This window comes from Nonomuraea polychroma, from assembly GCF_004011505.1.
GTDB lineage: Bacteria > Actinomycetota > Actinomycetes > Streptosporangiales > Streptosporangiaceae > Nonomuraea > Nonomuraea polychroma.
This window is the reverse complement of the sequence record NZ_SAUN01000001.1, coordinates 4,282,115-4,308,814: the sequence shown is the minus strand read 5'-3', so window position 1 is coordinate 4,308,814 and position 26,700 is coordinate 4,282,115. Positions and strand designations below refer to the sequence as shown.

General features: G+C 69.1%; 27 protein-coding genes. 19 read left to right on the top strand and 8 right to left on the bottom strand.

Features of this window, described 5'->3' with window-relative positions:
- Positions 1-11 precede the first annotated feature (11 nt).
- The 7 genes from EDD27_RS19675 (at position 12) to EDD27_RS19650 (ending at position 5,953) form a co-directional block, all read left to right on the top strand.
- Positions 12-1,163, top strand: a complete 1,152-nt coding sequence (locus EDD27_RS19675) for a CaiB/BaiF CoA transferase family protein (RefSeq protein ID WP_127933708.1) — start codon at positions 12-14, stop codon at positions 1,161-1,163.
- Complete coding sequence (locus tag EDD27_RS19670; RefSeq protein WP_241564141.1) at positions 1,160-2,002, top strand: citryl-CoA lyase; 843 nt, start codon at positions 1,160-1,162, stop codon at positions 2,000-2,002. The genes EDD27_RS19675 and EDD27_RS19670 overlap by 4 nt, the downstream gene beginning before the upstream one ends.
- A 193-nt stretch (positions 2,003-2,195) precedes the next feature.
- The gene (locus tag EDD27_RS19665; protein WP_127933707.1) at positions 2,196-3,137 is read left to right on the top strand and encodes a ThuA domain-containing protein; all 942 of its coding nucleotides are present in this window, start codon (positions 2,196-2,198) and stop codon (positions 3,135-3,137) included.
- Positions 3,138-3,323: 186 nt separating this feature from the next.
- Positions 3,324-3,812, top strand: coding sequence for a DUF6790 family protein (locus EDD27_RS19660; protein ID WP_127933706.1), 489 nt, complete (start codon positions 3,324-3,326; stop codon positions 3,810-3,812).
- Positions 3,813-4,050: 238 nt separating this feature from the next.
- Positions 4,051-4,173, top strand: a complete 123-nt coding sequence (locus EDD27_RS57825; protein WP_277750733.1) for a hypothetical protein — start codon at positions 4,051-4,053, stop codon at positions 4,171-4,173.
- A complete protein-coding gene (locus EDD27_RS19655; RefSeq protein WP_127933705.1) occupies positions 4,166-5,197 on the top strand; it encodes an LLM class flavin-dependent oxidoreductase in 1,032 nt (343 codons plus the stop codon). The genes EDD27_RS57825 and EDD27_RS19655 overlap by 8 nt, the downstream gene beginning before the upstream one ends.
- Positions 5,198-5,236: 39 nt before the next feature.
- Positions 5,237-5,953, top strand: coding sequence for an NADPH-dependent F420 reductase (locus EDD27_RS19650; protein ID WP_127933704.1), 717 nt, complete (start codon positions 5,237-5,239; stop codon positions 5,951-5,953).
- A 353-nt stretch (positions 5,954-6,306) separates the two neighbouring features.
- Here EDD27_RS19650 and EDD27_RS19645 read toward each other — a convergent pair whose 3' ends face one another.
- Entirely contained in the window at positions 6,307-6,504 is a 198-nt protein-coding gene (locus tag EDD27_RS19645; protein WP_241564140.1) for a transposase, read from the bottom strand.
- Between the two features lie 97 nt (positions 6,505-6,601).
- On the opposite strand from EDD27_RS19645, the gene EDD27_RS19640 reads away from it, so the two are divergent.
- The gene (locus EDD27_RS19640) at positions 6,602-7,159 is read left to right on the top strand and encodes a hypothetical protein (protein WP_127933703.1); all 558 of its coding nucleotides are present in this window, start codon (positions 6,602-6,604) and stop codon (positions 7,157-7,159) included.
- 186 nt (positions 7,160-7,345) lie between these two features.
- Positions 7,346-8,578 carry a hypothetical protein gene (locus EDD27_RS19635; RefSeq protein WP_127933702.1) on the top strand — a complete coding sequence of 411 codons (1,233 nt, stop codon included), beginning with the start codon at positions 7,346-7,348 and terminating at the stop codon, positions 8,576-8,578.
- 662 nt (positions 8,579-9,240) lie between these two features.
- Here the strand turns inward: EDD27_RS19635 and EDD27_RS19620 are convergent.
- Entirely contained in the window at positions 9,241-9,621 is a 381-nt protein-coding gene (locus tag EDD27_RS19620) for a DoxX family protein (protein ID WP_127933701.1), read from the bottom strand.
- Positions 9,622-9,680: 59 nt separating this feature from the next.
- A complete protein-coding gene (locus EDD27_RS19615; protein ID WP_127933700.1) occupies positions 9,681-10,625 on the bottom strand; it encodes an NmrA/HSCARG family protein in 945 nt (314 codons plus the stop codon).
- Between the two features lie 129 nt (positions 10,626-10,754).
- Here EDD27_RS19615 and EDD27_RS19610 point away from each other — a divergent pair, with 129 nt between their 5' ends.
- The 3 genes from EDD27_RS19610 to EDD27_RS19600 all read left to right on the top strand — a co-directional run bounded on the left by EDD27_RS19610 (position 10,755) and on the right by EDD27_RS19600 (position 13,326).
- Positions 10,755-11,222 (top strand): MarR family winged helix-turn-helix transcriptional regulator, encoded by a 468-nt coding sequence (locus tag EDD27_RS19610; protein WP_127933699.1) that lies wholly within the window; start codon positions 10,755-10,757, stop codon positions 11,220-11,222.
- A gap of 368 nt (positions 11,223-11,590) precedes the next feature.
- Positions 11,591-12,229 carry a type 1 periplasmic-binding domain-containing protein gene (locus tag EDD27_RS55605; RefSeq protein WP_206641522.1) on the top strand — a complete coding sequence of 213 codons (639 nt, stop codon included), beginning with the start codon at positions 11,591-11,593 and terminating at the stop codon, positions 12,227-12,229.
- A 77-nt stretch (positions 12,230-12,306) separates the two neighbouring features.
- Complete coding sequence (locus EDD27_RS19600) at positions 12,307-13,326, top strand: LacI family DNA-binding transcriptional regulator (RefSeq protein WP_127933698.1); 1,020 nt, start codon at positions 12,307-12,309, stop codon at positions 13,324-13,326.
- Here EDD27_RS19600 and EDD27_RS19595 read toward each other — a convergent pair.
- Positions 13,323-14,882 (bottom strand): glycoside hydrolase family 43 protein, encoded by a 1,560-nt coding sequence (locus tag EDD27_RS19595; protein ID WP_127933697.1) that lies wholly within the window; start codon positions 14,880-14,882, stop codon positions 13,323-13,325. The two genes, EDD27_RS19600 and EDD27_RS19595, sit on opposite strands and share 4 nt — an antisense overlap.
- Before the next feature lie 138 nt (positions 14,883-15,020).
- Between EDD27_RS19595 and EDD27_RS19590 the strand changes: the two genes are divergently transcribed.
- The 3 genes from EDD27_RS19590 (at position 15,021) to EDD27_RS19580 (ending at position 18,271) form a co-directional block, all read left to right on the top strand.
- Positions 15,021-16,376, top strand: coding sequence for an ABC transporter substrate-binding protein (locus EDD27_RS19590; protein ID WP_206641521.1), 1,356 nt, complete (start codon positions 15,021-15,023; stop codon positions 16,374-16,376).
- Between the two features lie 69 nt (positions 16,377-16,445).
- Positions 16,446-17,378, top strand: a complete 933-nt coding sequence (locus EDD27_RS19585; protein WP_127933696.1) for a carbohydrate ABC transporter permease — start codon at positions 16,446-16,448, stop codon at positions 17,376-17,378.
- Complete coding sequence (locus EDD27_RS19580; protein ID WP_127933695.1) at positions 17,375-18,271, top strand: carbohydrate ABC transporter permease; 897 nt, start codon at positions 17,375-17,377, stop codon at positions 18,269-18,271. Before EDD27_RS19585 ends, EDD27_RS19580 begins: the two co-directional genes overlap by 4 nt.
- A gap of 286 nt (positions 18,272-18,557) precedes the next feature.
- On the opposite strand, the gene EDD27_RS19575 is transcribed toward EDD27_RS19580, so the two are convergent.
- From EDD27_RS19575 to EDD27_RS19565, 3 genes are all read right to left on the bottom strand, one after another.
- Positions 18,558-19,586 carry a hypothetical protein gene (locus EDD27_RS19575; RefSeq protein ID WP_127933694.1) on the bottom strand — a complete coding sequence of 343 codons (1,029 nt, stop codon included), beginning with the start codon at positions 19,584-19,586 and terminating at the stop codon, positions 18,558-18,560.
- A 344-nt stretch (positions 19,587-19,930) separates the two neighbouring features.
- Positions 19,931-20,494, bottom strand: coding sequence for a GNAT family N-acetyltransferase (locus EDD27_RS19570; protein WP_127933693.1), 564 nt, complete (start codon positions 20,492-20,494; stop codon positions 19,931-19,933).
- A gap of 314 nt (positions 20,495-20,808) precedes the next feature.
- On the bottom strand, positions 20,809-21,087 hold the full coding sequence (locus tag EDD27_RS19565) for a helix-turn-helix domain-containing protein (protein ID WP_127940803.1): 279 nt from the start codon (positions 21,085-21,087) through the stop codon (positions 20,809-20,811).
- Between the two features lie 1,513 nt (positions 21,088-22,600).
- On the opposite strand from EDD27_RS19565, the gene EDD27_RS19555 reads away from it, so the two are divergent.
- Positions 22,601-23,707 (top strand): PP2C family protein-serine/threonine phosphatase, encoded by a 1,107-nt coding sequence (locus EDD27_RS19555; RefSeq protein WP_127933692.1) that lies wholly within the window; start codon positions 22,601-22,603, stop codon positions 23,705-23,707.
- Positions 23,708-24,003: 296 nt separating this feature from the next.
- Here EDD27_RS19555 and EDD27_RS19550 read toward each other — a convergent pair whose 3' ends face one another.
- Entirely contained in the window at positions 24,004-24,849 is an 846-nt protein-coding gene (locus EDD27_RS19550) for a phosphotransferase enzyme family protein (protein WP_127940802.1), read from the bottom strand.
- Between the two features lie 154 nt (positions 24,850-25,003).
- Here EDD27_RS19550 and EDD27_RS19545 point away from each other — a divergent pair, with 154 nt between their 5' ends.
- Genes EDD27_RS19545 through EDD27_RS19535 form a run of 3 tightly spaced genes read left to right on the top strand, consistent with a single transcriptional unit; the run spans position 25,004 to position 26,693 of the window.
- Positions 25,004-25,249: a hypothetical protein gene (locus EDD27_RS19545; RefSeq protein WP_241564139.1), complete on the top strand. Its 246-nt coding sequence runs from the start codon at positions 25,004-25,006 to the stop codon at positions 25,247-25,249.
- A 35-nt stretch (positions 25,250-25,284) separates the two neighbouring features.
- Positions 25,285-25,671, top strand: coding sequence for an ArsR/SmtB family transcription factor (locus EDD27_RS19540; protein ID WP_241564138.1), 387 nt, complete (start codon positions 25,285-25,287; stop codon positions 25,669-25,671).
- On the top strand, positions 25,668-26,693 hold the full coding sequence (locus tag EDD27_RS19535) for an ArsO family NAD(P)H-dependent flavin-containing monooxygenase (RefSeq protein ID WP_127933690.1): 1,026 nt from the start codon (positions 25,668-25,670) through the stop codon (positions 26,691-26,693). The genes EDD27_RS19540 and EDD27_RS19535 overlap by 4 nt, the downstream gene beginning before the upstream one ends.
- The last annotated feature ends 7 nt before the right edge of the window (positions 26,694-26,700 follow it).

Below are 26,700 nucleotides of genomic sequence, written 5' to 3'. Positions count from 1 at the left end.
ATGGAGCGTGAATGCAGCAGTTGCCACTGGACGGCGTCAAGGTCGTGGACCTGACCAACGTTCTGGCCGGGCCGTACTGCAGTTATCAGCTGATGCTGTTCGGCGCGGAGGTGGTCAAGGTGGAGCTGCCCGGCAGCGGGGACCTCGCCCGGCGGCTCGGGCCCGACCCCGAGCTCAACCGGGAGCGGATGGGCGCCTCCTTCCTGGCCCAGAACGCCGGCAAGAAGTCGGTCGAGCTCGACCTGAAGAGCCCGGACGGGCGGTCTGCCTTCGAGTCGATGGTCGCCGGCGCGGACGTCCTGCTGGAGAACTTCAGAGCGGGGGTGATGGCCAGGCTCGGCTACGGCTGGGAGCGTCTTCGCACGCTCAACCCGCGTCTGGTGTACTGCGCGATCTCGGGGTTCGGGCAGAGCGGCCCGATGAGCGGGGCCCCCGCCTACGACCAGATCATCCAGGGGCTGTCCGGCATGATGAGCGTCACCGGCACCTCTGAGACCGCCCCGCTGCGGGTGGGGTTCCCCATCTGCGACACCATCGGCGGGCTGATGGCCGCCCTGGGCATCTCGGCCGCGCTCGCCGGACGGCACCGCAGCGGGCGCGGCTGCTTCCTGGACCTGTCCATGCTGGAGGCGTCGATCTCCGCGATGGGCTGGACCGTCTCCAACTACCTGATCAGCGGGGTCGAGCCGGAGCCGATGGGCGACCAGAACGCCACCGCCGCCCCCTCCGGCACGTTCGAGACCGCCGACGGGCCGCTCAACATCGCCGCCAACCAGCAGGCCCAGTTCGAGACGCTGTGCCGGCTCATCGGGCGCCCCGACCTGCCCGCCGACCCCCGCTTCGCCGAGCGCGAAGCGCGCAAGACGCACCGGCAGGCCCTCAACCACGAGCTCAACCAGGCGCTGCGGGCCAAGACCGCGCTGGAGTGGGAGGAGATACTCTCCCGCGAGGGCGTGCCCGCCGCCCGCATTCTCACCGTCCCGCAGGCGCTGGCACTCGACCAGGTACGCCGACGGGGTTTCCTGACGGAGGTGCCGTTCGCGGGTGAGCGGCAGGTCACCGTGACGGGCAACGGAGTCGTTGTCGACGGCGTCGCCCTGCGTCCGCGCGGGTCCGCCCCGCTGCTCGGCGAGCACAACGCGCAGTTCGAGGAGGCGCCGTGAGCGACCAGGGCGGCGCCGTGAGCGACCAGGGCGGCGCCGTGAGCGACCAGGGCGGCGCCGTGAGCGACCAGGGCGGCGCCGGGAACGACCAGCGCGGCGCCGGGAACGAGGCGGCCGACTGGTGGGCGACCGCGGTGTCGCGGATCGAGCCCGATGTCATCGAGTTGCGGGGCCACCCGGTCCAGGATCTCATCGGACGGATCGGCTTCGCGGAGATGGTCTGGCTCATGCTGCGCGGTGAGCGGCCGGACCCGCGCGGGGCGGCGTTGCTGGAGGCGGCGCTGGTCTCGTCGGTCGACCACGGCCCGCACGCCCCGTCCATCGCTGCCGCGCGCATGGCCGCCACCTGCGGGGTGGGGCTCAACAACGCCGTCGCCACGGGTGTCAACCTGCTCGGTGACGTGCACGGCGGCGCGGGGGAGCAGTGCGTCGGGCTGCTGGAGGAGGTGGTGCGTGAGGGAGACGCGACCGCGGTGGTGGCCCGCCGGCGCGCCCGCGACAAATACCTGCCCGGCTTCGGGCATCGCTTCCACACCCGTGATCCGCGCCGCGACCCGCTGCTCGGCCTCGTCGCCGAGGCGGTCGCGGACGGGGTGGTGCCGGGCGCGCACCTACGTGCCGCGATCGAGGTCGAGCGGTTGATCGAGCCGGTGCCGATGAACATCGACGGCGCGACCGCCGTGGTCTATGCCGAGCTAGGCTTTCCCGCCCCGCTGGCACGCGGGCTCTTCGTCCTCAGCAGGAGTGTCGGGATCCTGGCCCACGCCTGGGAGGAGAGCGGCCAGGGGAGGCGGAACAAGGGGCCGATCCCGCCGTCCATCCTGCCGACCTGGCTGTGAGTGCCGCACCGCGGAAGAAGTCACGTCGTTCCACTGCGGTCCGCTCAGTGGACCCCGAGATCCATGGAACGGACGCACCCTAAGTCCGGTCAGGGAGTAAAAGCAAGGCTTGTCTCGGCAAAGATCGGTGGTTACGCTCAAGCCCCTGAGTGGACCGATCGATCCGTCTAGTGGATCGCAACACGAGGTGCCCATGCGCAGCAAGCTCTCCATCGCCGCCACCGCCGGAGCGGCGGCCCTCCTGCTCACCACCACCGCACCCAGCTCCGCCGCCTCCCCTGGGCCGGCGCAGAACCTCGGCGATCCCGACTACGGGGTCTGCCGGGGCCTCGACCCCCGCTGCTACCACGACTGGGGCAACTTCGACCCCGCCAAGGGCTACAAGCTGCTGGTCTACAGCCGCACCGCCGGTCCCCGCCACGCCCACCTCGGCACCCCGCTCGCCCCCGGGCTGAACCCACCGCTCAACGACAACAACGTCGCCGTCAAGGCCGTCATCAGGCTGGGGCAGGAGAACGGCTTCGCCGTCGACTACACCGAGGACGTCACCCAGCTCTCCTCGGCGGGACGGCTCCTGCCGTACAACGCCGTGATGTTCCTCAGCACCACCCGCGACACGCTCGACGACGCCGCCCAGACCGCGTTACGCCAGTACGTCCGCGCCGGCGGCGGTTTCGTCGGCGTGCACAACGCCTTCGGCACCGAGTACAACTGGCCCTGGTACGAGGGTCTGCTCGGCAACGCCAACTTCTACGACCACAGCGCCAACCAGCCCGGCACCGTGGTCACGGTCAACCACCGCGACGCCTCCACTCAAGGGCTGCCCCGGACGTGGACCTTCTCCGACGAGTGGTACAACCTCGTCCCGGCCCCGACCCGCGTCCGCGTGCTGGCTGAAGTGGACGAAAGCACCCTGGCCCGAGGGGTGCGCGGCAACCTCGGCCACCCCGGCCACGGCGAGCACCACCCCGTGAGCTGGTGCCAGTACTACGACGGCGGCAAGGCCTGGCTCACCACCCTCGGCCACGACGTCAAGGCCTGGACCGACGAGCCCATGGACGGTGACCAGTACTTCATCCAGCACCTGCTCGGCGGCGTCAAATCCGTGCTCGGCATGGCCCCCTTCTGCCGCTGAGATCGGGGCGTTCCCTGCCCTCCCTCCGGCGGGGCGCCCCGGGGTGAGGGCGGTGGCCGTCCGCGACCTGGCCGGACGGCCGCAGCGACCCGGCGACGCTCGTGCGCCCTGGGAGCCGGTCCGGTGATTCAGGACACGCGCTGCGAGCTGCGGCTCAATCGCCGGGACTCTCCGTAGCCTGTTGTCATGATCTTCGTCATCGTCAGCTTCCTCGGGCTGGTGGTCGCCGCGCTCGTTCACACCCTTGTCGATGGTGCGCCGACGCGGCGGACCCGGCACCGCATGGTCGAGCTCTGGCTGCTGTGGTTCGTGGCCGGGGGCGGGGCGCTGGCGATCTTCGGTGGACTGATGCACATCGGTCCATTCGCGCCGCAGATCGCCGACAGCATCGGGTTCGCGCGCAGCCCGTTCCAGTGGGAGGTGGGGTGGGCCGACATCGCGGTCGGCGTCATCGGCCTGCTGAGTATCTGGAACAGAGGATCGTTCATGACCGCTGCGGTCATCGCCATCGCCATCCTCTACTGGGGCGACGCCGTCGGCCACATCATGCAGTGGGTCGCGCATGACAACACGGCGCCCGACAACATCTGGACGATTCCCACTGACATCCTCCAGCCGCTGATCGCGGTCACCCTGCTCATTCTCTATCGGCGGGGTGGCGAGTCCGGGGGTTGAGATCGGCGGGGGTTGCGTCCTGAAGTGATGCGGGTTCGACCCGCGCGTGCGCCGCGTCGACTTCGGCAACGCGGGTATCGGCCACCGAGGCGTCGCGCATCCAGGGCGAGGTCCCCCACAGTTTGACACGTCATGCACCTCTCGCGCTAAAGTGCATGACACATCAATTGATGTGTCATGTAGTCGAATGGCGGGCCCGCAACAGCCCCGTGCCAGAAGCGTTGTGAGGAGAGCTTTGATGACCGAGCAGATCAGTCGTCACGGTGTGCTGGCCGCCATGCGCCGCACGATCGATGTGCCCGGGCGTGAGGTCGTCCCACGTATCCAGGAACTGCTCACCAAGGAGCCCACCCATGCCTGATCTCGTGTTCGGCCTCGACACCTTCGGCGACGTTCCGGAGGACGACGCCGGTACGCTCCTGTCCAACGCCGCCGCGATCCGCCAGGTCGTCGACGAAGCCGTGCTGGCGGACGACCTCGGCGTGGACGTCATCGCCCTCGGCGAGCATCACCGGCCGGAGTACTCGATAACGACCCCCGAGACCGTGCTCGCCGGCATCGCCACACGCACCTCGCGCATCCGGCTCTCCTCCGGCGTGACCGTGCTGAGCTCGGACGACCCTGTCCGGGTGTTCCAGCGCTTCGCCACGGTGGACGCGCTGTCGCACGGCCGCGCCGAGGTCATCCTCGGACGTGGCTCGTTCACCGAGTCCTTCCCGCTGTTCGGCTACGACCTGCGCGACTACGACACCCTGTTCGAGGAGAAGCTCGAGCTCTTCGTGAAGCTGCTCGACGAAAAGCCGGTCACCTGGAGCGGCACCATGCGCCCCGCGCTCGAGCACGCCGACGTCTTCCCCAAGACCGAGTCCGGGCGCCTGACCACGTGGGTAGGCGTCGGCGGCTCGCCGCAGTCGGTCATCCGCACCGCGCGCCACGGCCTGCCGCTCATGCTGGCCATCATCGGCGGCCCGCCCCAGCGCTTCTCCCCCTACCTCGACCTGTACCGGCGAGCCGCCGACCAGTTGGGCACGACCGCACATCCCGTCGGCATGCACTCGCCCGGGTTCATCGCCGACACCGACGACGAGGCCAAGGAGGTGTTCTGGCCGCGTTACCGCGTCATCCGCGACACGATCGGCGCCCTGCGGGGATGGCCGCCGGTCCGCCGCGAGGAGTTCGACGCCGAGGCCGAGCATGGATCCCTCTACATCGGCTCACCGCAGACCGTCGCCCGCAAGATCGCCGCCACGATCAAAAGCCTCGGCGTCGGCCGGTTCGACCTCATCTACACCGCGGGATCCCAGCCGGTCAGCGCCCGTCTGCGCGCCGTCGAACTGTACGGCACCACAGTGATCCCCATGGTCCGCGACATCCTCGCCGGCTGATCCGCGCCCAAGGGTGCGGCATCGAACCTGGAGTACGACATGAACGGTCCTGAGAGCATCGGCATCCTCGGCGCCGGCAAGGTGGGCACCGTGCTGGCCAGGCTCGCCCTGGCCGCCGGCTACCGGGTGCTCATCGCCGGCTCCGGCGATCCGGCGAAGATCGCCCTCACCGTCGACGTGCTCACGCCTGGAGCCATCGCCACCACGGCCGCCGACGCCGCCGCCCGTGCCGACATGGTCATCCTCGCCCTTCCGCTCGGCAAGCACCGCAGCATTCCCGTGGAGGCGTTGCGCGGCAAGCTCGTCATCGACGCCATGAACTACTGGTGGGAGGTCGACGGCATCCGCGACGACCTCACCGACCCGCGTACCTCCTCCAGTGAGATCGTCCAGGCGTTCCTTCCCGGCTCACGCGTCGTCAAGGCGTTCAACCACCTGGGGTACCACGACATCGAGGACAAGGCCCGCCCCGCCGGACAGCCGGGACGCGTCGCCCTCGCGATCGCCGGCAACGGCCCCGCCGACCTCGCCGCCGTAGCGTCCCTCGTCGACGCACTCGGCTTCGACCCGGTCCTCGCCGGCCCCCTCGCCGAAGGCATGCGCTTCGAACCGGGCACCGAACTTTTCGGCGCCGCCGAGGACATCGACGAGGTCCACGCCAGACTGGACCGCTTCCCCGATTCCGAGCGCGGGCAGCTCATATCTCGCGCCCGTGCCGCGACCCCCGCAGAAGCGGGCGGGGAACGCCGGACCTGATCCCACTGCCGCCCCCCGCGCGACCTGACTTCGCCACCCCCAGTGGGGTGATGAGCCGGCAACCCTGGGGACCTGGTCGCGCAGGCCGGGAACCCCGGCCGGGCGATGTCCCCCGCCGGGGCGACCTGTATACGAAGCGGCGCTCGGCTTAGTACCCGTGTACGAATTGAGCGGCGATGCAGTTCGTAATCAGCAAGGGAGGCGGCACCCGGCATCGATGATCGCGGGAACGAAGGAGTTGGAGACGCTCGCTTCCGATCGGGCTGCTCGGACAGGGGCCTTCGGCGTGGCCCGCGACCCCGATCGTGTGATGAAGGCGCTCCGTGACCGCGTGCCAAAGCGGCTCTTCGAAACTAAGCGGGGTTGAGGAAGCCGCGGCCGCGTCGGGTGGTGGTGCAGCGGGTCCGTAGACGCTGATTTTCAGGGTTGCGAAAGCCGTAGGCGTTCCTGGCGGTGGTCTTGATGACGCGGTTGGTGCCTTCAGAGCCGGTGTTGGTGATGCCGGTCTGAATGAAGGTGAGGGGGGCACGTCGGCCATCACGGGTGGTCAAGCCGGCTATTGGCGGCTGACCGACCTCCCCCGAGCGGGGGAGGCGGTTCACCCACACAGGCGATCATTGTCGTCAAATGCCGCGAGAGAGTACAGCGATGGCGATCAAACTCCTGCATGCGGCCCCGGCCACCAGCGACACCGACCAGCCCGTCCCACGCTGGGCGCTCCGTGCCGCCTACGCGCTTCCCTGGCTGCTGCTCCCCTCGTGCCTGTGGAGATTGCCGTTTGCCTTTCACTTCGACATGGGCCAGCTCAACGACGCGCCCGTGTCACCGATGTGGATCACTATCCCCTATGTCTTCGGGCTCGGTGTGCTCACTGAGTTGGCGGCGCTGCTCAGCATCGGTCTGGTGCGCGGCTGGGGCGAGGTGGTCCCGAGCTGGATCCCGGTCATCGGCGGCAGACGTGTGCCGCCCATGGTGGCGGTCGTCCCTGCCGTAGTCGGTGGGCTGCTCCTGACCGCGGTCTCGGTCTGGATGGCGCTCACCTGGGTCGGCGTCTCCGACCGCATGGCGTACGAGAACGGCTGGTGGCAGGCGCTGGCCATGGTGTGCATCACCCCGATCGCGCTGTGGGGCCCGATAGTGCTCGCCCTGGCATACGCCTACCACGTGCGCCGTCGCCCTGCCCGCGGTCAGGGGATGCCTTCATGACGCCCCGAGCTTCCGCCGGGATCCTTCAACCCCGCCCAATTTCGAAGAGCCGCCAAAGCACGTAGCATCCGTCCGGACCCCGCAGGGCAGCCTGCGGCGACCGCCTGATGGCTGATCGACATGCCCGCGACATACCGCGATTCGGTAGGAATGCCTTCAACGACGTGTGCTCGAAAGGCTGACACAATGCGCGACACGCTGCCCCCGTTGCTGGTCACTCCACCGTGGGAGCAGAAGGCGCCACTGGTTCCCGGACTCCGGCCACCCACTGAACGGGTCGTCGACTGGGAACCGGGTGAACGCGAGGAGTGGCAGCAGCGGCTCCCCGGTCGGCCCCATTTCACAGCCGCCCTCAGGGAGATTCATCGGCTGGAGGGGTGGGCGGGTGTCGTGCGGGCGTTCCTGGACGGCCAGATCACCCACGAGCCCGCCCTGTTCTCCCTGTTCGAGCTGGGCCCCGAGAAACTCGTCCGGCCGCTGCTGGCGGACTGGCACCCGACGCTCAGCCGTACGTCCGACTTCTCGATCCTGCGAGCCGTCGCAGTGCGTTTCGGGGCCGACGCCCACCACGTGGTGTTCCCCAATGCCAAGGCCCACCGCTCGGGCTGGGCACTGATGCCCTTCCTCGATGTCGAGGTGGCCCGGTTGATGGCCGCCTGGCTCGGAATGGCCTCGGCGCGCCGGCAGGCGGGTGAGTGGTTCGCCCGGCACGGGCTGGCGGCGGTGCCGTACCTGGTGCCGGACGCTCTCGACGCGCGGCGCACGCTCCGTGACAAGGCGGCGGCGGCGCTGCTCCAAATAGCGTCCCGGTACGGCGAAGCGGGGGTGGTGGAGACCGCCCGCCGGTACGGCGCTCACGCCGCTTGCGCCGTCGCGCGGATCCTGGACGGCGACGCAGGGGCGGACAGGCCGCGGAGGGTCTCATGGCTGGACCTGGATTTGCTGCCCGAGGTGTGCCTGCGGGACGGCCGCGCGCTCTCCAGCGACGCGGTGAAGAACTTGATCGGCGCGCTCACCCTGTCTCCCGGCGTCCGGTGGAACGGCCCCGCCGAGATCTATCCGGGACTCGAGGACGCCCTGGACCACTGCGACCACGCATCGCTAGCAGCTTTCGGCTGGGCCGTCTTCGAGGCCTGGGAGAGCGCCGGGATGCCGTCCGGCAATCGCTGGGTGATCGACCAGCTCATCTGGCTGGGGGACGACGAGGTCGCGGGACGGCTCGGGGCCTTGGCGGTGAACAGTCCGGTGAGCATGGCCAAGCACATTACGGGGGTGCTCGGGGACATCGGCACCGACGCGGCACTCGCGCAGCTGGACCGCGTCGCGCAGCAAGCCAAGCCCGGGCTGCGCCGTACCGCCGAGGAGAGACTCGCCTGGGCCATCAAGCGACGCCCACGCCGGGAACTCACGACACCCTGATACGCGATGCCGTCGTCAGGTCGATTTGGGAAATGCGGATCGTGGGAGTCGTCGTCCCATGAGGATGATCATCGCCCACAAGACCATGGCCTCGTGATGCTCGCATAACCGCTCATGGTCCCGCACGCACCGCCTGCGCTGTGAGATCCAAGACAGCGTCCTCTCTACCACCCGGTTCGAGATTCGCTTGCCGCCGGGGCCCGTGCAGCGCGCGAGCGATCGACGGGCGAACTCGCTGACGCGTCCTCATGGTCGCCGTTCGCGCCGGGGACGTGCCGCGACAGGCCACGTGCCGGACGAGATAGGCGGGCGATCCGGCCAGCACACTGTGCCCCGACTGGTCTCGGCGGGGCCGGTGCTCGTGGTGCGCCGGCCACGGCCGGGGGTCCGGGTGTCGGCTGTCAGGTGTGCGGGAGCCGGGTGGCAGGGATGACGCCGAGCCGGCCGGCCGGGTCGTCCTCGAAGGCTTGGATCAGCTCCTCGCGGGTGTTCATGACGAACGGCCCCTGGTGGGCGACCGGCTCGCGGATCGGCAGCCCCCCATGACGTACAGTTCGAGCTTCGGGGTGTGTGAGTCCTGGCGTGGGTCGGCGGTGACACGCAGCGCGTCGCCCTCGCCGAACACGGCGAGCTGGCGGAGCCGGATCGGCCTGCTGCGGTGATCAGGCGAAGGGGTACGGGCCGAAGCGGCCCCAGGCCACGAACAGGGCCAGCGCGAGCAGCGCCAGGTTCATCACGATCGGCTGGATCTCCTTGCGCCGGGCGTGCGTGAGGATGGCGCCGATCATCGTCACCGCCAGCCCGGCGGCGGCCAGCGGCGCGAGCACCGGGACGATGCCCAGCACGGGTGGCAGGATCAGCCCGATCGCGCCCAGCACCTCCAGCGCGCCGATCGTCTTCAGCGCGCCGGGCGGGAAGTCCTCGGCCCAGGCCATGTTCGGCGAAGCGACGAGCTTCTCCTTCGATTGGGCCAGCTTCGCGGCGCCGGCGCCGAGGAACAGGACGGCGAGCAGAGCGGCGACGACCCACAAAACGATGTTCACAACGACTTCCCGGAATCTTCTTGGGGGTGGATGCGGATAGGGGATGACGGGAGTCGTGGTCAGATGCCGGGGAAGGCGCTCTTGTGCGCCGCCAGCCACCGCTCGAAGTCCTGCAGTTCCGGGTTGAGGCCGCGGACGACGTCGAGGTCGCGGTCGGCGACGAACTGCGGCACCTGCGCATAGAACTGGAACATGTTCCCCAGCTCGACGGCGGCGGGCCACGGCTGCGCGCGCATGGCATCGAACGGCACCGGCACGTAGGCCACCTCCTCGCCCAGCGCCTTGCTGAGGTGCGCGGCCATTTCCGCGCCGGTCAGGTGCTCACCGGCGATGCTGACCGTCCGGCCGACGAACTCGCCGCCCCGCTTGAAGATGCCGTAGGCGGTCTTCCCGATGTCTTCGGACGCGATGCCGGCGAGCTTGCTCTCAGCCATCGGCAGGGCGAGCACGACCCGCCCGTCCTCTGCCCGCGTCGGCGCCATCGGGCCGAGGAGGGCCTCCCAGTAGAACGTCGTCCGCAGGAACGTGGTCGGCACCCCGGCGTCGACGAAGAACCGGTCGGCCTCGGCCTTGGCGTCGAAGTGCGGCACCTTGTACCGGTCCATCAGCGTCGGCATGCGCTCGTCGTCGAGGGGGATGTGCTCACGGGAGTCATCCAGCGTCGACCAGATCACGTGACGCAGCCCGGCGTTCTTGGCCGCCCGCACCATTGTCGCGGCGTCCTGCTTCTCCTGCTCAGGCGACATGTGGTCCCAGAAGTTGGTCACAAGGTACGCCCCGTGCGCCCCCTCGAACGCCTCCGTCAGCCGCGCCTCGTCCCTGATGTCGGCCTCGACCACGTCGGCTCCCAGGGCGGCCAGTTCCCGCGCCTGGTCCGAGGCCGGGTTGCGGGTCAGCGCGCGTACCGCGAACGCACCGCCGGCATCGGCCAGGATGGCCCGGGCCAGCCCGCCGCCTTGTGCTCCGGTTGCGCCGACCACCGCGATCACTTTCTTGTCCGCCACAGCTTTCTCCTTTGGCTGCAGATGATGCGTCATGCCTTCAGACAGGAGGGTAGATGACGAATCAATTGATGTGTCATGTACATTAGCCGGAATGCATGACATGTCAAGTGCGGGGTAGACTTCGGGCATATGAACGAGACGCCCCAGTGGCTCAGCCCCGCAGAGCAGCAGGCCTGGCGCGCCTTTGTCCGCGTGCATCAGAAGCTGAGCGCCAGACTGGGCCGTGACCTGCAGGCGCACTCAAAGCTGTCCGGCGCCGACTACGAGATCCTCGTCGCTCTCACCGACACCCCAGAGGGCCGGCAGCGCTTCCAGGACCTGTCGAAGACGGTGGAGTGGGAGCAAAGCCGCCTGTCCCACCACATCGCCAGGATGTGCAAACGCGGCCTGGTCGCCCGCGAGGAGTGCGCCGAGGACGGGCGCGCGGCCTTCGTCGTCCTGACGCCCGCGGGCCGCAGAGCCATTGAAACCGCCGCCCCTCAGCATGTCGCCACGGTCCGGCGCTTGGTCATCGATGCCCTCAGCCCGGACGAACTCGCCATGCTCGAGCAGATCTCCAATCGCATCCTGGACCAACTGGACGACATGTCACCGTGACGCCGGCCACAGCCCCGGATGGCCGCAGCCGGGTCATTCACGCCGCGCCTCCTTGATCAGCTGAGCGCCCGCCGCAGGAGAGTCTCCGAAGCCGTCACGAACCGGTCGACGCGGTCCTGTCCGGTCCTCGGGAAGGCGAGATCGGCTGGGCCTTGCTGCCGGACATCACCCCGGAGCGCCCGTCGAGGCCAGAGCTGAACAGCAGAAGAAGCCGGTGAGCGGCCCGCTGTCGTCCGGCGACGTGCTGGAAAGCGGCCAGAGGTTCCGCGGCAGGGGCGCTGCACGGTTCCTGGAGCGGTGGCCGGTGTGCGGGCGCGAGGTTACGGGTGTGTTGCAGGCTCTTGACGTTCGCCTCCCCGGCTGCTCGCGTGGACGGCATCGTCATCTCCGAGCCGATCGACGAGGGAGCCGAGCTCGTCCGTGCCGACGTGCCCGTACTCGTCTACAGCACTCCACTGCCCTTCTCCGCTCCTCGCGTGGTGACCGCGGGCGTCGGCTCCGACGAGCTGGCCCGCGCGGCCACCGAGCATCTGCTGGATCTGGGGCACGCGACCGTTCATCACGTCGCGGGTCCGCAGCGCTGGTATGCCGCCAGGGAACGTCTCGCGGTGTGGCGAGCGGCGCATCCGTCCCCGCCGGCACGGCGCTGGAGCTCGGCGCGTGGGACATGCACGTGCTCGTCACCGACCAGCCACGGAGTCCCGGTATCTCGACCTGAGGAGAGACCCGGCATCGGCGAGAAGGCCACCGTGTCGCTGGCCGCCGCCGCGTCGGATCCTGCGGGCACGGCCTTGCACGCGAACACGACAGGTCATGGATATGTGTTCACAGCCGGCGGGAGGGTCGCGGATCTGGGCCTGATCTCCTTCGACCAAGCCCAGAAGGGCAGCGTGACGCTTCCAGAGACGATCACGGCCGGGACGAAGTTCAAGATCGCCGTGGTCTTCGACGACACGCCGCTGATGTGGGATTCGGCCACTGTTCGGGCTGCTGCGGCCGAACGTTGATCCGAGGTGGGTGGGCTGAGGAATCAGCCCACCCACCGAGGAAACGTCGCCGTCCTGAGCGGATACGATCTGTTGACATGAACCGGGCACCAGGCATGGTCGATGTGGCGCGCGAAGCCGGCGTGTCGCACGTCACCGTGTCCCGCGTTCTGAACGACCATCCCTCCGTTCGTCCAGAGACACGGGCTCGCGTCGAGGCCGCCATCGAGAAGCTCGGCTATCGCCGCAACAGCGTCGCCCGCGCTCTCAAGAGCCGCCGCTCCTCGACGATCGGCGTGGTGCTCGCCGGGGCCCAGCTGTACGAGTTGCCGCGCATCCTGCGTGGCGTGCAGACCGCGGCGCAGCGTGCCGGATACTGGGTCAACCTGGCCAGCTGGCAGGGCGGCAGCACCCTGGACCTGGCCGAGACGCTGCGGCGACTCACCGATCAGGCGGTCGAGGCCATAGCCGTGATCGCCGACCGGTCCATGGTGGCGGACGCCCTGGCCGACATCGTCACCGGGGTGCCGATGACGGTGGTCATGTCCGGCAACGTGCCCAACCCGGACCTCGGCTTCGTCGAGCTCGATCAGGAGCTCGGCGCACGGCTGGCCGTGCGGCACCTGCTGGAGCTGGGGCATCGGCGCATCGTTCACCTGACCGGCGCGTTGCGGACGTTCGATGCGCGCGCTCGTGTGGAGGGCTGGCGAGCCGCGTTGGACGAGGCACCCGAGGCTCACGGAGAGGAGCTCGAGGGCGACTTCACCGGCAACAGCGGCTACCGGCTGGCGCACTATCTCACCACCCGGAAGGCTCACGAGCCGCCGACGGCGATCTTCGCCGGCAACGATCAGATGGCGATGGGCGTGCTGGCCGCCTTCGCCGAGCTCGGCGTCAAGGTCCCCGGCGACGTCTCGCTCGTCGGGTTCGACGACATCGCCGGGGCGGCCTATCTCGTGCCCGCGCTCACCACGGTCCGCCAGGACTTCGTCAGCCTGGGGGAGCGCTCCATCGAGCAGTTGCTGCGGATGCTGCGCGGCGAGCCGGCTTTCTCCGAGCGGATCGCTCCCGAGCTCGTGGTCCGGCGCAGCACCGCGCCGCCCCGGTCGCGGGACTAACCGGTCCCGTCGGAGTGCGGCTGGTAGTCGAACCAGTGGACACGCGCGCGCCCTTGACTGGCGCGGTCGTTGCTCGTGCCGTAAAGGCCCAGGTAGACCCCCACGAACCCACCTGCGCGCTCGGTGCTGAAGAAGGATCGCCCGATGGTGGCCAGGCTGATCCACCCGTCGTCGTCGGAGAGGCGGAAGGTGTAGCCGGCCTCGTCCCCCTCGACCGCGAACAACGCGTTGCCCGCCGTGACCGGCACGGAGGCCACGCGGGTGCTCGTGCCCGCGTCCCGGACCGTCAGCACCGCCTGCGCCCTTCCACCGCCGTCCACGGTGAGGGCGAGCGTGGCGTGGTGGTCCTGATTCTGGAAGACGGCCAGTCCGGCCTCTTCTGACGGATGCTCCGCGGCGAAGCTGATCCGCGTCTGCGCGCGGAAGCGGACATGCTGCTGGCGTCGTGCGATGAAGGCCGGCACGCCGGTGGAGCTGAGCGGCTCGGGGGCCAGGTCGATGTCGATCCCCTTCCCCACGGCAGAGGGCCGGATGCGGTTGCCGACCGGACCTCGCAGGCTGTTCCACTCCAGGCCCAGCGCCGGCTCGTCGAAGCTCGTCCGGCGCACGATCGCGGAGTCGTCGCCTGGCCGCCCGGACGCGATCGACGGTAGCCGTTCCGACAGGCGCACCCGGCCCGACTCCGGGGCGAAAACGGGGCCGTGGGCGCCCCAGGTGACGGGGACCAGGAAGACCTCCCGGCCGAGCGTGTGGGTGCCGTCGATCGGCCGCACCCCGAGCGCCACCGCCCACGTCTCGTCATCGGGGGTCTCCACCAGGTCCACGTGCCCGACGTTCTGGATGGGCTCGTCCGGGCTGCGGTGCCGGTGCGTCAGCAGGGGGCTGCGCGGGTCGGTGGCGTAGGGGCCGGTGACGACGTCGGAGCGTGCGGCGGTGACGCTGTGATTGCTCCCGGTGCCGCCCTCGGCGGCGATCAGGTAATACACGCCGTCGCGTCTGTACAGGTGCGGCGCCTCCACCCAGGCTCCGCGTACGGCGCCGCGCCAGAGCACATGGGTGGGGCCGACGAGTTTGAGCCGCTCCAGGTCGAGCTCCCGCATCCACAGCTCGCCGGGACCGTCTTCGACGGCGTCCCGGCAGGCGGTGAGCCAGCAGCGGCCGTCGTCGTCGAAGAACAGCGACGGATCGATGCCTTCGGCCTCCAGGGGGATGGGGTCCGACCACGGTCCGGCCGGGTCCTGGGCGGTGACGATGAAGGTGAGGGCGCCCTGCCGGTTCCTGGCGAGCGTCGAGACCACGTAGAACGTGCCGTCGTGGTGGCGGATGGTCGGCGCCCAGACGCCGTCGGAGACGTCCAACCCCTCCAGAGGAAGCTGCCCGGGCCGATTCAGCACATGCGTGAGCTGACGCCATTCGACCAGGTCCCGGCTGTGGAAGAGGGGGATGCCCGGATAGTAGGCGAACGACGAGGTGACCAGGTAGAAGTCCGCGCCGACCCGGCAGACCGACGGGTCCGGATAGCAGCCGGGCAGGACAGGGTTGCGGAAGGTGGGCACGAGGGCGGACTCCGAAGCGTTGTGCCTGCTCTGTGACGAGGGGGGCTTGACAGGATGACAACGTTAACATCAGGTTAGATCCCAACGCACGACCCGGCATCCCGCCGCGGCGCACAACCCCTTGCCGAGGAGATCGTCATGACCCCACCGACCCTCCGCCCATCCCGACGCCGCCCCCGGCGGACGATGGTGAGCGCCGCCGTGCTGGCGGTCGCCTTGGCGGCGTCGCTGGTCGCCTGTTCGTCCGCCGACACTCCGTCCTCGGACACCGCGACCGCGGGCGGGCCGGTCACGCTCGAGTTCTGGACCTGGAGCCTCAAGGGCACCGATGCCAAGGCCAAGGCGATCGTCGACAAGTACCACCAGCTGCACCCGAACGTCACCATCAAGCTGTCCGAGGTGGGCGGCACCGCCGAGACCGCCTCCAAGCTGCTGGCCGCCGACCAGGCCGGCGACACCCCCGACGTGGTGCAACTGGAGTACCGCGGCGTGCCCGCCCTGGTGGTGGCCGGGGCCGTCAAGGACATCACCGCCGACGTGGCCGGCGCCAAGGCCGGCGTCGACCCCAACATCTGGGCCCTGACCACCTTCAACAACCAGGTCTACGGCGTGCCCCAGGACATCGGGCCGATGATGCTCACCTACCGCAAGGACCTTTTCGACAAGTACGGCGTCAAGGTGCCTGCCACCTGGGCGGAGTACGCCAAGGCGGCCGAGCAGATCCACAAGAAGGATCCGGACGCCTACATCGCCAGCTTCGCCGCCGGCCAGCTCGAGTTCTTCGCCGCGCACGCCGCGCAGGCCGGCGCGAAGTGGTGGAGCAACGACGGCAACGCCTGGAAGGTCGGCATCGACAGCGAAGAGTCCCTGAAGACCGCCGACTTCTGGCAGGACCTCGTAGAGCGGGACCTGGTGAAGGTCGAGCCGCTGCTCACGCCCGAATGGAACGCGCAAGTCAACGACGGCAAGATCCTCAGCTGGGCCGCCGCGTCGTGGGCGCCCAGCGTGATCCACTCGGTGGCCCCCGACACCGCCGGCAAGTGGGAGTCGGCGCCGCTGCCGCAGTGGACGCCCGGCGACCCCGCCGTTCCGTTCCTGGGCGGGTCGGCCTACGTGGTGCCGGCCAAGTCCGAGCACGCCAAGGAGGCGGCGGCCTTCGCGGCCTGGCTGGGCGCCTCCGACGAGGGTTCCAAGCTGCTGCTCGGCCTCGATCTCTTCCCCGGCGGCAACGCCGGCCGTCAGGCGACTCTCACCCACGAGCCGCCGCAGCTGATGCCGCAGCAGAAGGACTTCTACCAGGTCGCCGACCAAGTGATCAAGAACACCACCATCCCGGTGACCTGGGGGCCCAACGTGAACATGGCGCAAGGCGCGCTCGAGGACGCGCTGAACAAGGCCGCGCTCGGGAAGACCTCCTTCCGCGACGTGTACAAGGCCACGCAGCAGGCCGTCGTCGCCGACCTGCAGAAGTCCGGCTACACCGTGACCAAGTAGGCGTCCCGGGCCCGGCGACCCGGCCGGGCCCGTGACTGCCGGCCTTTCGAACCAACTCTGGAACACCTCATGCCCACCACTTCTGCCCCGGCCTCCGCGTGGCGTACGCGCATCCGCGCCGCAGCCACCCCCTGGCTGTTCGCCACGCCCGCGATCGTCCTCTTCACCCTGTTCCTGATCGTTCCGATCGGCTACGCGATCTACCTGAGCTTCCGCGGCTTCCGCATTGAGGGCGGCGCGTTCGGGCGGCGCGTACAGACCTTCGTCGGCTTCGACAACTACACCGCCGCGCTGGCCGACCCCGAATACCTCGCCGGGCTCGGCCGGGTGCTGCTCTACGGCGTCATCGCCGTCCCGAGCGTGCTGGGCCTGGCCCTGCTGTTCGCGCTGCTGCTCGACACCCCGAGGGTGCGGGCGCAGGGGTTCACCCGCACCGCGATCTTCCTGCCGTACGCGGTGCCCGGCGTGATCGCCAGCCTCCTGTGGGGCTTCCTGTACCTGCCGAGCACCAGCCCGCTCAACTACCTCGCCGAGCGGCTGCACGCCGGGCCGCTGGACTTCTTCAGCCCTCCGGTCCTGTACTTCTCGCTGGCCAACATCGCGCTGTGGTCCGGTGTCGGCTTCAACATGATCATCATCTACACGTCGCTGCGTGCCATTCCCGCCTCCGTCTACGAGGCGGCCCGCATCGACGGGGCCAGCGAGCTGCAGATCGCATGGCGCGTCAAGATTCCGCTGGTCGCCCCCGCCCTCGTGCTCACCGGTCTGTTCTCCGTGATCGGCACCCTGCAGCTGTACAGCGAGCCGGCCACGCTGAGGCCCGTCACGGCCACCATCTCCTGGACCTGGGTGCCGCTGATGAAGATCTACCGGGAGGCGTTCGCGAACGACAACCTCAGCGGGGCGGCGGCCGCGTCGGTCCTGCTGGCGCTGGGCATCCTCGTCCTCTCGCTGCTGCTGCTGCGTTTCTTCCAGCGCCGGACCTTCGGAGACAACGCATGAGCGCCACCCTGCACGCCTCGCCCCGCACCGGCGACCGCCGATCCCACCGCGGCCGCCCTGGAGCGCAGCGGCGGCCGCGGCTGGCGCTGATCGTGCTGTTGCTCGGCGCGCTGTACTGCCTGACGCCCGTGGCCTGGGTGGTCATCGCCGCCTCCAAGAGCCCGCGCGAGCTGTTCACCACGTTCTCCTTCGCGCCCGGCAGCGGCATCCTCGACAATCTCGCCAACCTCAGCGCCTACGGCGGCGGCCAGTTCTGGCAGTGGGGGCTCAACTCGCTCCTGTACGCCGGCCTCGGCGCTGTCCTGTCGACGCTGGTCTCCGCCATGGCCGGGTACGCCCTGGCCAAGTTCCGCTTCCGCGGCCGCGAGGTCCTGTTCTCCGCGATCCTCGCCGGCGTGCTCGTGCCCGGCATCGTGCTGGCCGTCCCGCAGTACCTGTTGCTGGCCGCCGTCGGTATGGCCGGCACCCACTGGTCGGTGCTGTTGCCGGTCATCATCAACCCGTTCGGCATCTTCCTGTGCCGGGTGTTCGCCGCCGCCGCGGTCCCGCAGAGCACCCTGGAAGCGGCGCGCCTGGACGGCGCAGGAGAGCTGCACATCTTCGGCCGCATCGTGCTGCCCATGATGACGCAAGGGCTCGTCACGGTGTTCCTGCTGACGTTCGTCGGCATCTGGAACAACTTCCTGCTGCCCTTCATCATGCTGTCCGACCAGGACAAATATCCCATCACCCTGGGGCTGTACACGTTCCTGGGCAAGGGCGCGGGCGACGCCGACCTGTACCCGCTGGTCATCATGGGCTCGGCCGTCTCCGTCATCCCGCTGATCATTCTCGTTCTGGTCCTGCAGCGCTTCTGGCGTGCCGACCTGCTGGCGGGCGGGCTGAAAGGGTGACGACTGCTCAAGCGAGTGCCTGGCTCCCGATCCGTGGCGCGGCTTGCCCCGCTCAGTTCGCTCACCGCGCCATCGCTCGGTTCAGGAGCACGGACAGGGGGTCGTCCCATCGACGGCCGTCCAGGCGTCGGTGGCGGCGGCCAGGCAGGCAGTCGCTGACACTGCGAGGGCCCGGGCCCGGGATCTTCGGCGGATTCCGAGCCTGGCCGTGCGCGGCGCAGGTCAGCTCCAGCTCGCGATCGTCGTGGCTGTGAGCTGACAACGTGGAGAGACAGGTTCGAGCCGGTCAGCGGAAGTCGGAGATGCGTAGCACTGCCAGCATGTCCGTCGCCCGGGAGCCGGTCGAGAAGGATGCCTCCGCGCCGACCCAGCCGCGGAAGGCTCCCGTGTCGTCGATGATTTGCATGAGCGGTTTGACGTGGGAGTTTCCGGTGTAGCAGAACTGCTTGCGCTCCATCGCCAGGCAGGTGCACCAGTGCCACAGCGTGTCGCGGCGGTCGGACTTGGAGATCATCGTGAGGTAGTACTGGATGGAGCTGATGTTGGGGCGCGTTCCGCCGCCGTACTTCGGGCAGCCGCCCGACTTCTGGCACGCGCCGCGCGAGGAGGGCTGCAGGTAGGTCAGGCACGAGGTGGTGGAGGCGCAGGCACGGAAGGCGGAGTGGCCGAACGGCTGATTGCCGGAGGTGACGAGCTTGCCGCTCGCCCAGCTCGTCAGGTCCTGCCTGAGTGAGCCGGGGAACGCCTTCACCGAGCTCATCGCGCGCCGGGTGCTGGTCGCGGCGTTGCTGCCGTAGCCGTACCCGTGCGTGGCCAGCGTGCTCTGCTTGAGGTCCAGGCGGGCCAGCCTGCCGTCAGGCGAGGGCCGCACGTACCACTGCTCCGTCCACGTCTGAGCGATCTTCCACCGGATGGTGAGCACGTTGCCCGACACGGTGTACGTCCCGGTGCGGCTCTCGCTGGGGGCGCCGGTGAAGCCCCCGGCGGTGAGCACTTCGCAGGCGCGGGGCCGCGATGCGGCACCGCCCGCCTTGGTGGTGCAGCTCGGATCGGGGACGGTGCCGGTGCGCTGCCTGGCCTTGGGATGACGCTGCCACCAGAGGTACATGGCGGCGCTCACCGTGCCGTTCGAGGCGAAGCGGTAGCTGCCCAGGCGTACCCAGTTCTGCTGGGAGGCGGCCTTCAGGTGACCCTGTGAGACGACATAGGTGGTCTTGCCGCCCGGCAGCGGCGAGGCGGAAGCCGCGGCGGTGGCCGGCGGAGCGGGCAGGATGATGGCGAGCACGAAGGAGAGGATTGCCGCTGCGGTGCGCATGAAGAGACTCCGGAAGGCTTACGGGCTTGGCCGATCGTCAATGGGCCACGGTATTCGGCCCGAACCGGATATGTCTCCGAAACCGCAGGGGAACCTGGCGGGCTCAATGCCTGCCATGAGTGGTGATCCTGAGGGCGGCCAGCTGTTGCGACCGATGCAGGCGGACACGCATTCATGCCATCGGACTACGAGTGCCGTCCGTGCGGCCATGTCCGCTGGGCTCGCCTGGCCCGCCTGCACTCAGTGGCCGTTCCTGTGATCTACAAAGTACAGGCCGTGGCTCGGGTAAGATCCCCCAAACCCTGGATCTCCTGGCCTGAGGGCCGCTGTGTTGGATACTGAGATCAGATTTTGAACATGGACAGGGGAGCGGTGCAGAGGGTCTGCTCAGCGCCGAACTCCTCGAACGTGCTGATGGGGCGAAAACCAAGGCGGGCGGCAAGTTTTAGAGATCGCGTGTTCGCGGTCTGGGTCACGAGCAAGACCGGCTGGTCGGGGAGTTCGTCAGCCGCAGCACGCAACGCGACCGTTGCGGCCTCGAAGGCGAACCCCGCGCCCCATGCACTGCGCCGCAGTACATAGCCCAGTTCCAGTTCCTCGCCATCCTCGGTGACATGCCCGGGGCTATCGGTCGACCGGCGGGCGAGCATCAATGTGCCGATGACGCGGTTCGTCGCGTTGTCCGCGATGACATAATTGCCAGGCCTGGATGTCGCGTTGGCGGCTAGGACTGCATCGAAGTGCTGCTCGGCCTCACTCCGAGGCCGGGGACCACCGATGTATGCCCGGACCTCGGGATCGGTCGAGAGCTCGATGAGTCCTTCACGGTCGGTATCGTGCAATGCTTGGCGAAGCAGGAGTCGTTCGGAAAAGAGTTCCGTGGCAGATAGCGTGGGCAATTGGCTCATAGGCCCATGATCATAGAATATGGGACCCTTGTCTGGAGCTGCCGCACTCGCCCGGGCCCCGGCACCGCCGGTGAGATCGCCTATTGGCCGGACATGCCGGCGATGGTGGCGTAGTCGCGCATCCGCTCGCGCAGCTCGCCCCGGTCAGCGGCATCGCCGCAGACGGCCGGCGAAGCCGACACACCGTAGAAACCCGCGCCCCAGGGCCGCTCCGCAGCCGGGTGGTGGCCGGAGCCGCAGTTGCTGGGTGACTACGGTGTGGCCTGGTCAGCGCGGTTCGAAGACCAGGCCGCAGGGTAACGACGCCGCCAGCGTTAGGTTCCGGCCGTGCGCCCGCGTGCGCGCTCGCGTTCGTATTCGGCGTTGATGCGCAGCGCCTCGGCGAGCTGGTCCTCCAAGATGATGATCCGGCACGCCGCTTCCACGGGAGTGCCCTGATCGACGAGTTCCCGGGCCCGCGCGGCCAGGCGCAGTTGGTAGCGGGAGTAGCGGCGGTGACCGCCGCTGGAGCGTTTCGGCTCGATCAGATGGGCGGCGCCCAGAGCCCGCAGGAACGTCGGGGTGACACCGAGCATCTCCGCGGCCGTGCCCATGCTGTAGGCAGGGTAGTCCTCATCGTCGAACCGGTCTTCGGCCGTGCGTTCGGCCGTTGTTTCCGTAATCCTGCCGTGAGCGAGCGTGTCACCCTCGGCAGCCGAGCGACGTTGATCCATACATTCCTTTCTCATCACGCGCACAGGGGGCCCCGGCGCCTGTTGCGCCGGGGCCCCGAAGAGTTCAACACCATCTACCGGCCATCCGGCCGGATTACTATGTTCCGCATCTGCCGTACTGAGCGGCGATGATGCGCGGATCGCGGATGCGTGACCGTAGACCACCTTCCAATCCCGTGGAACTGCGGTACCCGAGCGGCGAGACTCAGCCGGCAACGGGCGATCCCGATGGCGTCAACACTCCTTTCATCTTTCTCTTCCGGACCACTTGTCCAACTTCACCTTCGGCAGCGCGTCCACGCTCTGGGCCCCTTACCACTGCGCTGGCCCGTCACGTCCGACCTTCTGCCATCAACCTTTGACTTCATCCTGCTGCGGGCAGTTCGTCGTGATGCCAGTAACTACCTTCTGCTGCCCGGTGGATCCGTTCCTTGCGATGTCAGAAACCATAGTACCCACACTCGCGAATGTCTACCATGGCCACTGTAGATTTTCGGCTCCGGGCACGGCAGCCTTCCGGTCCGCGCCGTACCTGCGCTGACGCATGGCAGGTGTCCCGCGGCCACGCCAGCGAGTCGCTCTCCCCGAGCGCGCCCAGCTTCGCCACCGGCAGCCGGGCCCGCCCTCCCCTGGCTCGCCTCCCCACCCAGACCAGTGCGTCCTCGCCCGCCTCCTCCAGCCGGGCGGCCATCCGCTTCCAGGCCGATGCGCGCGCCGGTCGGCCCAGCGCGGCAACGGCGAGGCGAACACATCCCCGATCGTCGGGGCCCGCATCAGGTGCTCCAGCACGCGCACCACATATGCGTCTCGGTCCACGGCGCCGTCGGGCAGATCCGGATTGGAAAGGACGGTGAACGATATCGGCGCCGGTGGTCGTGTACCCGGCTGCACGGGCATGTCGCAGAGCTTCCGCCCGAACCCGGGCACCCGCGGGGACATGATCCAAGTTCGGCCGTCCGTCCCGCCTGCAGGAGAACGCCGGTGCGGCCGCAGTGGGGCTGTCCGCGGACGAGCGAGCCGACCTGGATGCATCGCACTCGAGCCTCGTCGGCCAGGCCCTGCGTCTGGTTGCGGCGGAAGGCCATCAGATCTTGGAACGGTCCCGGAGGTCCGCTTGATTCTGATTATTTATTCATGTCAACTCCCGACGTCATGAGAAGCAAATGGGAAGCGATTACCCCGTCGCACGGAGATGTGCCCGCTAGCCGCGGCAAATGCCTGCATGTCGGGACAGCGCTCTTTGTTTCTCGTGGCGATTCACTTTCCTGCCCGTCTCGGGATTCCAGCCGGAAAAATAGCGAGACATTGGGCGAACGGTAAATGCCGTTGTTTTCTGTGCCTTCCCCGCTGGGCATGACCAGGCGGACGGGGGAGTGAGGAGCAAGGGGCGGTCGTGGCAGCTGACGGGCGGGAACGGGGACGGGGGCGGCCCCTTCTCTCGACGCCGGTGTTCGTGGTGGGAATCCTCGGCGTTACAGTGCTGGTGGTCGGGCTGGACATCGTCGTGGGGACGACGCTGCGGCTGCTGCCACTGCTGATCTTCCTGCCGTCCATTGTTGCGGGCCTCGGTCCCGTGTGGGCGACCGTCATGGCATCGGTGTGGGTCGTGCTGGTGGTGGCGGTGACCCAGGCCTACGTCGGCAAAGACCCCGCCGACGACGCGCTGGCGATCGCGTTCACCGCACTGTTCGGGGTGGTCAGCGTGCTCAGCTGCCGCTACCGCGTACGACGCGAGGAGGAGGTTGTAAGGCTGCGCTCCGCCGGGGCGGCGCTGCAGCGTCAGATCGTGCGCCCGTTGCCGCTGCGCACCGGCGAGGTGGTCGTGGACGGGCTCTACCAGCCGGTGGAGGAGGACGCGATGGTCGGTGGCGACATGTACGAGGTGGCCGCCTCTCCCCATGGGACCCGCGTGCTCATCGCGGACGTGCAGGGCAAGGGGCTACCCGCGATCGGCACCGCGCTGGCCGTGCTGGGGGCCTTCAGGGAAGCGGCGTATCGGGAGGACACGCTCACCGGGGTCGTGGAGGCGCTGGAGTCGGCCGTGGCAAGGCACAACCTGGGCGCCGTACGGACCGGCGAGCCCGAGCGGATGGTCACCGCGTTGGTGCTCGACATCGGCAGGGAACCGCGGGTCGAGGCGGTCAACTGCGGGCACATCCCGCCGTACGTCATCCACGAAGGCGACGCCGACCAGGCGGCGATCGGCGTGCCGGCCGTGCCCCTCGGCCTGGCCGCGCTGGCTCCCGCGCCGCGCCGTAGCGTGTGCTTCCCCTTCCCGTACGGGGCGACGCTGCTGCTGTGCACCGACGGCGTCACCGAGGCCCGCGACCCGCAGGGCGCCTTCTACCCGCTGGAGCAGCGCCTGCGCACCTGGGCGCGAGAGCCGCCTGCCAGGCTGGCCGCGTCACTGGAGGCCGACCTGCGGCGGTTCACCAGAGCCGCCCCGCGTGACGACGTGGCGGTCCTCACGGTGACGAGGACCGGCCAGCCGCCCCCGTGAAACCGGCCCCGCGCCCTCGTGAGCCGGTGCCCCGATCGGCGCGTACCTCAACCCGTCGGACACGCGTTCCCTTGAGGTGTCGTGGAGCTCGGCCGCTGCACGATCCGCGACAGCCGGTTGCCCTCGTCGTTCGCCAATTCCCGGACCGGCAACTCGTCACGCACCACTGCTCCTGACCTCGACCGTGATCACTCCGCGCGACGATCACCTTGAACCGGTGGACCTACAAGGCCAAGGTTTGCTGCAGCGGCACGTGCTGCGACCGGCGACGTTCGCCTTGTCTCGAAGGCCCGCGGTCAGCCGTGGGTATCCAGCCCGTTGCGATCGAGTGCTGCTCGGATCTGGCTGAGCCACTCTGTGGCCAGCCGGCGCCCGTTGGGGAGTTGGTCGCCTCGATCCCAGCGCCACGTTGTGATCATCGCCAGCACGAGGATCCGGCACTCGCGGAGCAAGCCTTGGTTGACACCCGGATAGTGCTCGCTGACTTCTTCGGGCGCATGGGCGAGGTCGAATGCGACAGGCCCACGGCAGCACGTCTCGAGGTCGATGAACAGCAGCCCGTTGTTCGTGGTGAGCACGTTGCCCGGGTGCGGCTCGCCGTGCAGGAGCTGCTCGGCGCCGCCGCGCTCGCCGATGGCTCGTCTCAGGCTTCGTAACGTGTCGCTGAGGAGCTCCCGGTCCGCGTCCGCGAGCGCCGGCGTGCGGTCGCGGCTCGCCAGGAGTTGTTGAGCGTGCTCGACTCGATCGGTGAAGTGCGGCGTCGGGACATCGAGCTTGCGCATGCCGGCATGCAGCCGCTCGAGCGCATTGGCATAGTCGGCTGGTGAGACCGGCGTCGCAGGTTCGTAGTAGGTCCACAGCGTGACCACGAAGCCATCACGCTCGTAGACACGTGGCTCCACTCGCGGCTCGAGGACAGCCACAGGGCTCTCGGATTCGGCGAGCCGTTGAGCTAACTCGATTTCGAACTCTGCGACCTGATGCGCTACAGGTGCCACCCGGGCCAGGACGTCACACGGCAGCAGACGCAGAGTGAGCTTGTTCGAGTCATGAAGAACGATCGCGTCGTCGACTGCCAGGTCAAGTGATGAGGCGGTCGACATGGCCGCAGCCACTGCACGCGCGACCTCTGACGCCTGCATCGTCGCCTGCCCCTCTTGCTTGCGCGCTGCCGTACTCTCCAAGCGGTGCAACCCGGCACCATACCAAGGTGTCGATAGAGAGCCGCGGTGGCGCGACGGGCGGGGTGCTACTGAATCGGCGATCTGCCCCCTGAAGTTGCCGCTGCCCGCCCACGTGCGAGGACTCGGCGCCGACCGCGAGCCGTATGCGGGCCAGCGGGTTCTCGTCGTCGGCGCGGGTCATTCGGCCGCCACCACGCTGCTCGCGCCGGCCGAGCTGGAGGACACGCCCATCACCTGGGCGATCCGCGGTGGCAGCGCCACCCGGGCCTATGGCGGCGGCGCCGACGCGGTGCTGGGCGCGGTCGCGGTGGCCTCCGCCATCGCCGCATTGGCCCTGATCGCCTACCAGCGCCTATAGTTAGTTAGATTTGTGTCGAAGTAAGGAGTCGTATCGTGGCCGCCACGACCGCAACGTGCTGCGCACCCATCGCGCGTGAGCCGCTGTCCGAGACGGAGGCGGCCGAGATCGCGGCGTTGCTGAAGGCGGTCGCCGACCCGGTACGGCTGCGCCTGCTGTCCATGATCGGCTCCCACGCCGGCGGCGAGGCATGCGTGTGCGACCTGACCGACGCCTTCGACCTGACCGCGCCGACGATCTCGCACCACCTCAAGGTGCTGCGGACGGCCGGCCTGATCGACGGCGAACGCCGCGGCACCTGGGTCTACTACCGGATCATCCCGGACGTGGTGAACAAGCTCGGCGCCCTGTTCGCACCGCTGGCCGAGCCCGCACCCGGCTCCGGCGGTGGCCCGGTCGACATGGAGTTCGTCACCGTATGACCGACGTCGTCGTCATCGGCGCCGGGCAGGCCGGGCTCGCAGCCGGCTACTACCTGCGCCGCGCGGGCATCGACTTCACCATCCTGGACGCGCAGGAGTCCCCGGGCGGTGCCTGGCGGCACGCCTGGCCGTCGCTGCGGCTGTTCTCGCCCGCGCAGTACAGCTCGCTGCCGGGCCGCATGATGCCCGCGCCGGCCGCCGGCGACTACCCGAGCGCCGATGACACGGTCGCCTACCTCACCGACTACGAGCAGCGCTACCAGCTGCCGATCGTCCGGCCGGCCACCGCGCATGCCGTACGGCGGGCGGACGGGCGCCTCGCGGTCGAGACCGGCACTCGCACCTGGCATGCCCGCATCGTCGTGAGCGCGACCGGCACCTGGTGGCGTCCGTACGTTCCGCACTATCCCGGCATGCGGGCGTTCCGCGGTCGCCAACTGCACACCGCGCAATACCGGGGGCCGGAGCCCTTTCGCGGACGGCGGGTCGTCATCGTCGGTGGTGGCAACTCCGCGGCGCAGATCCTGGCCGAGCTCTCGACCGTCGCCCAGACCACCTGGGTCACTCTCCGGCCACCGCGCCTGCTCCCCGACGAGCTCGACGGCCGCGCCCTGTTCGCTCTGGCCACCCGTCACCAGCAGGGCGGCGAGAGCATCGGCGCTCTGGGGGACATCGTCGCCGTCACGCCGGTGAAGCAGGCACGCGACCGCGGGGTGCTCAAAGCCGAGCCCATGTTCAGCCGCGTCACCCCGACCGGTGTGGCATGGCCGGACGGCAGTGCCCTGGAATGCGACGTCATCCTGTGGTGCACGGGCTTCCGTCCCGCGCTCGGGCACCTGGCGCCGCTGAAGCTGCGCGGGCCCGACGGGCTCATCCCCACCGACGGCACCCGCGCTCGGGCCGAGCCCCGGCTGCACCTGATCGGCTATGGCGACTGGACCGGCGCCGCGTCGGCCACCCTGATCGGCGCCAGCCGTACCGCCCGAGAGATGGTCTCCCAGATCCGCCGGCAGCTCAGCTGAGAACCGC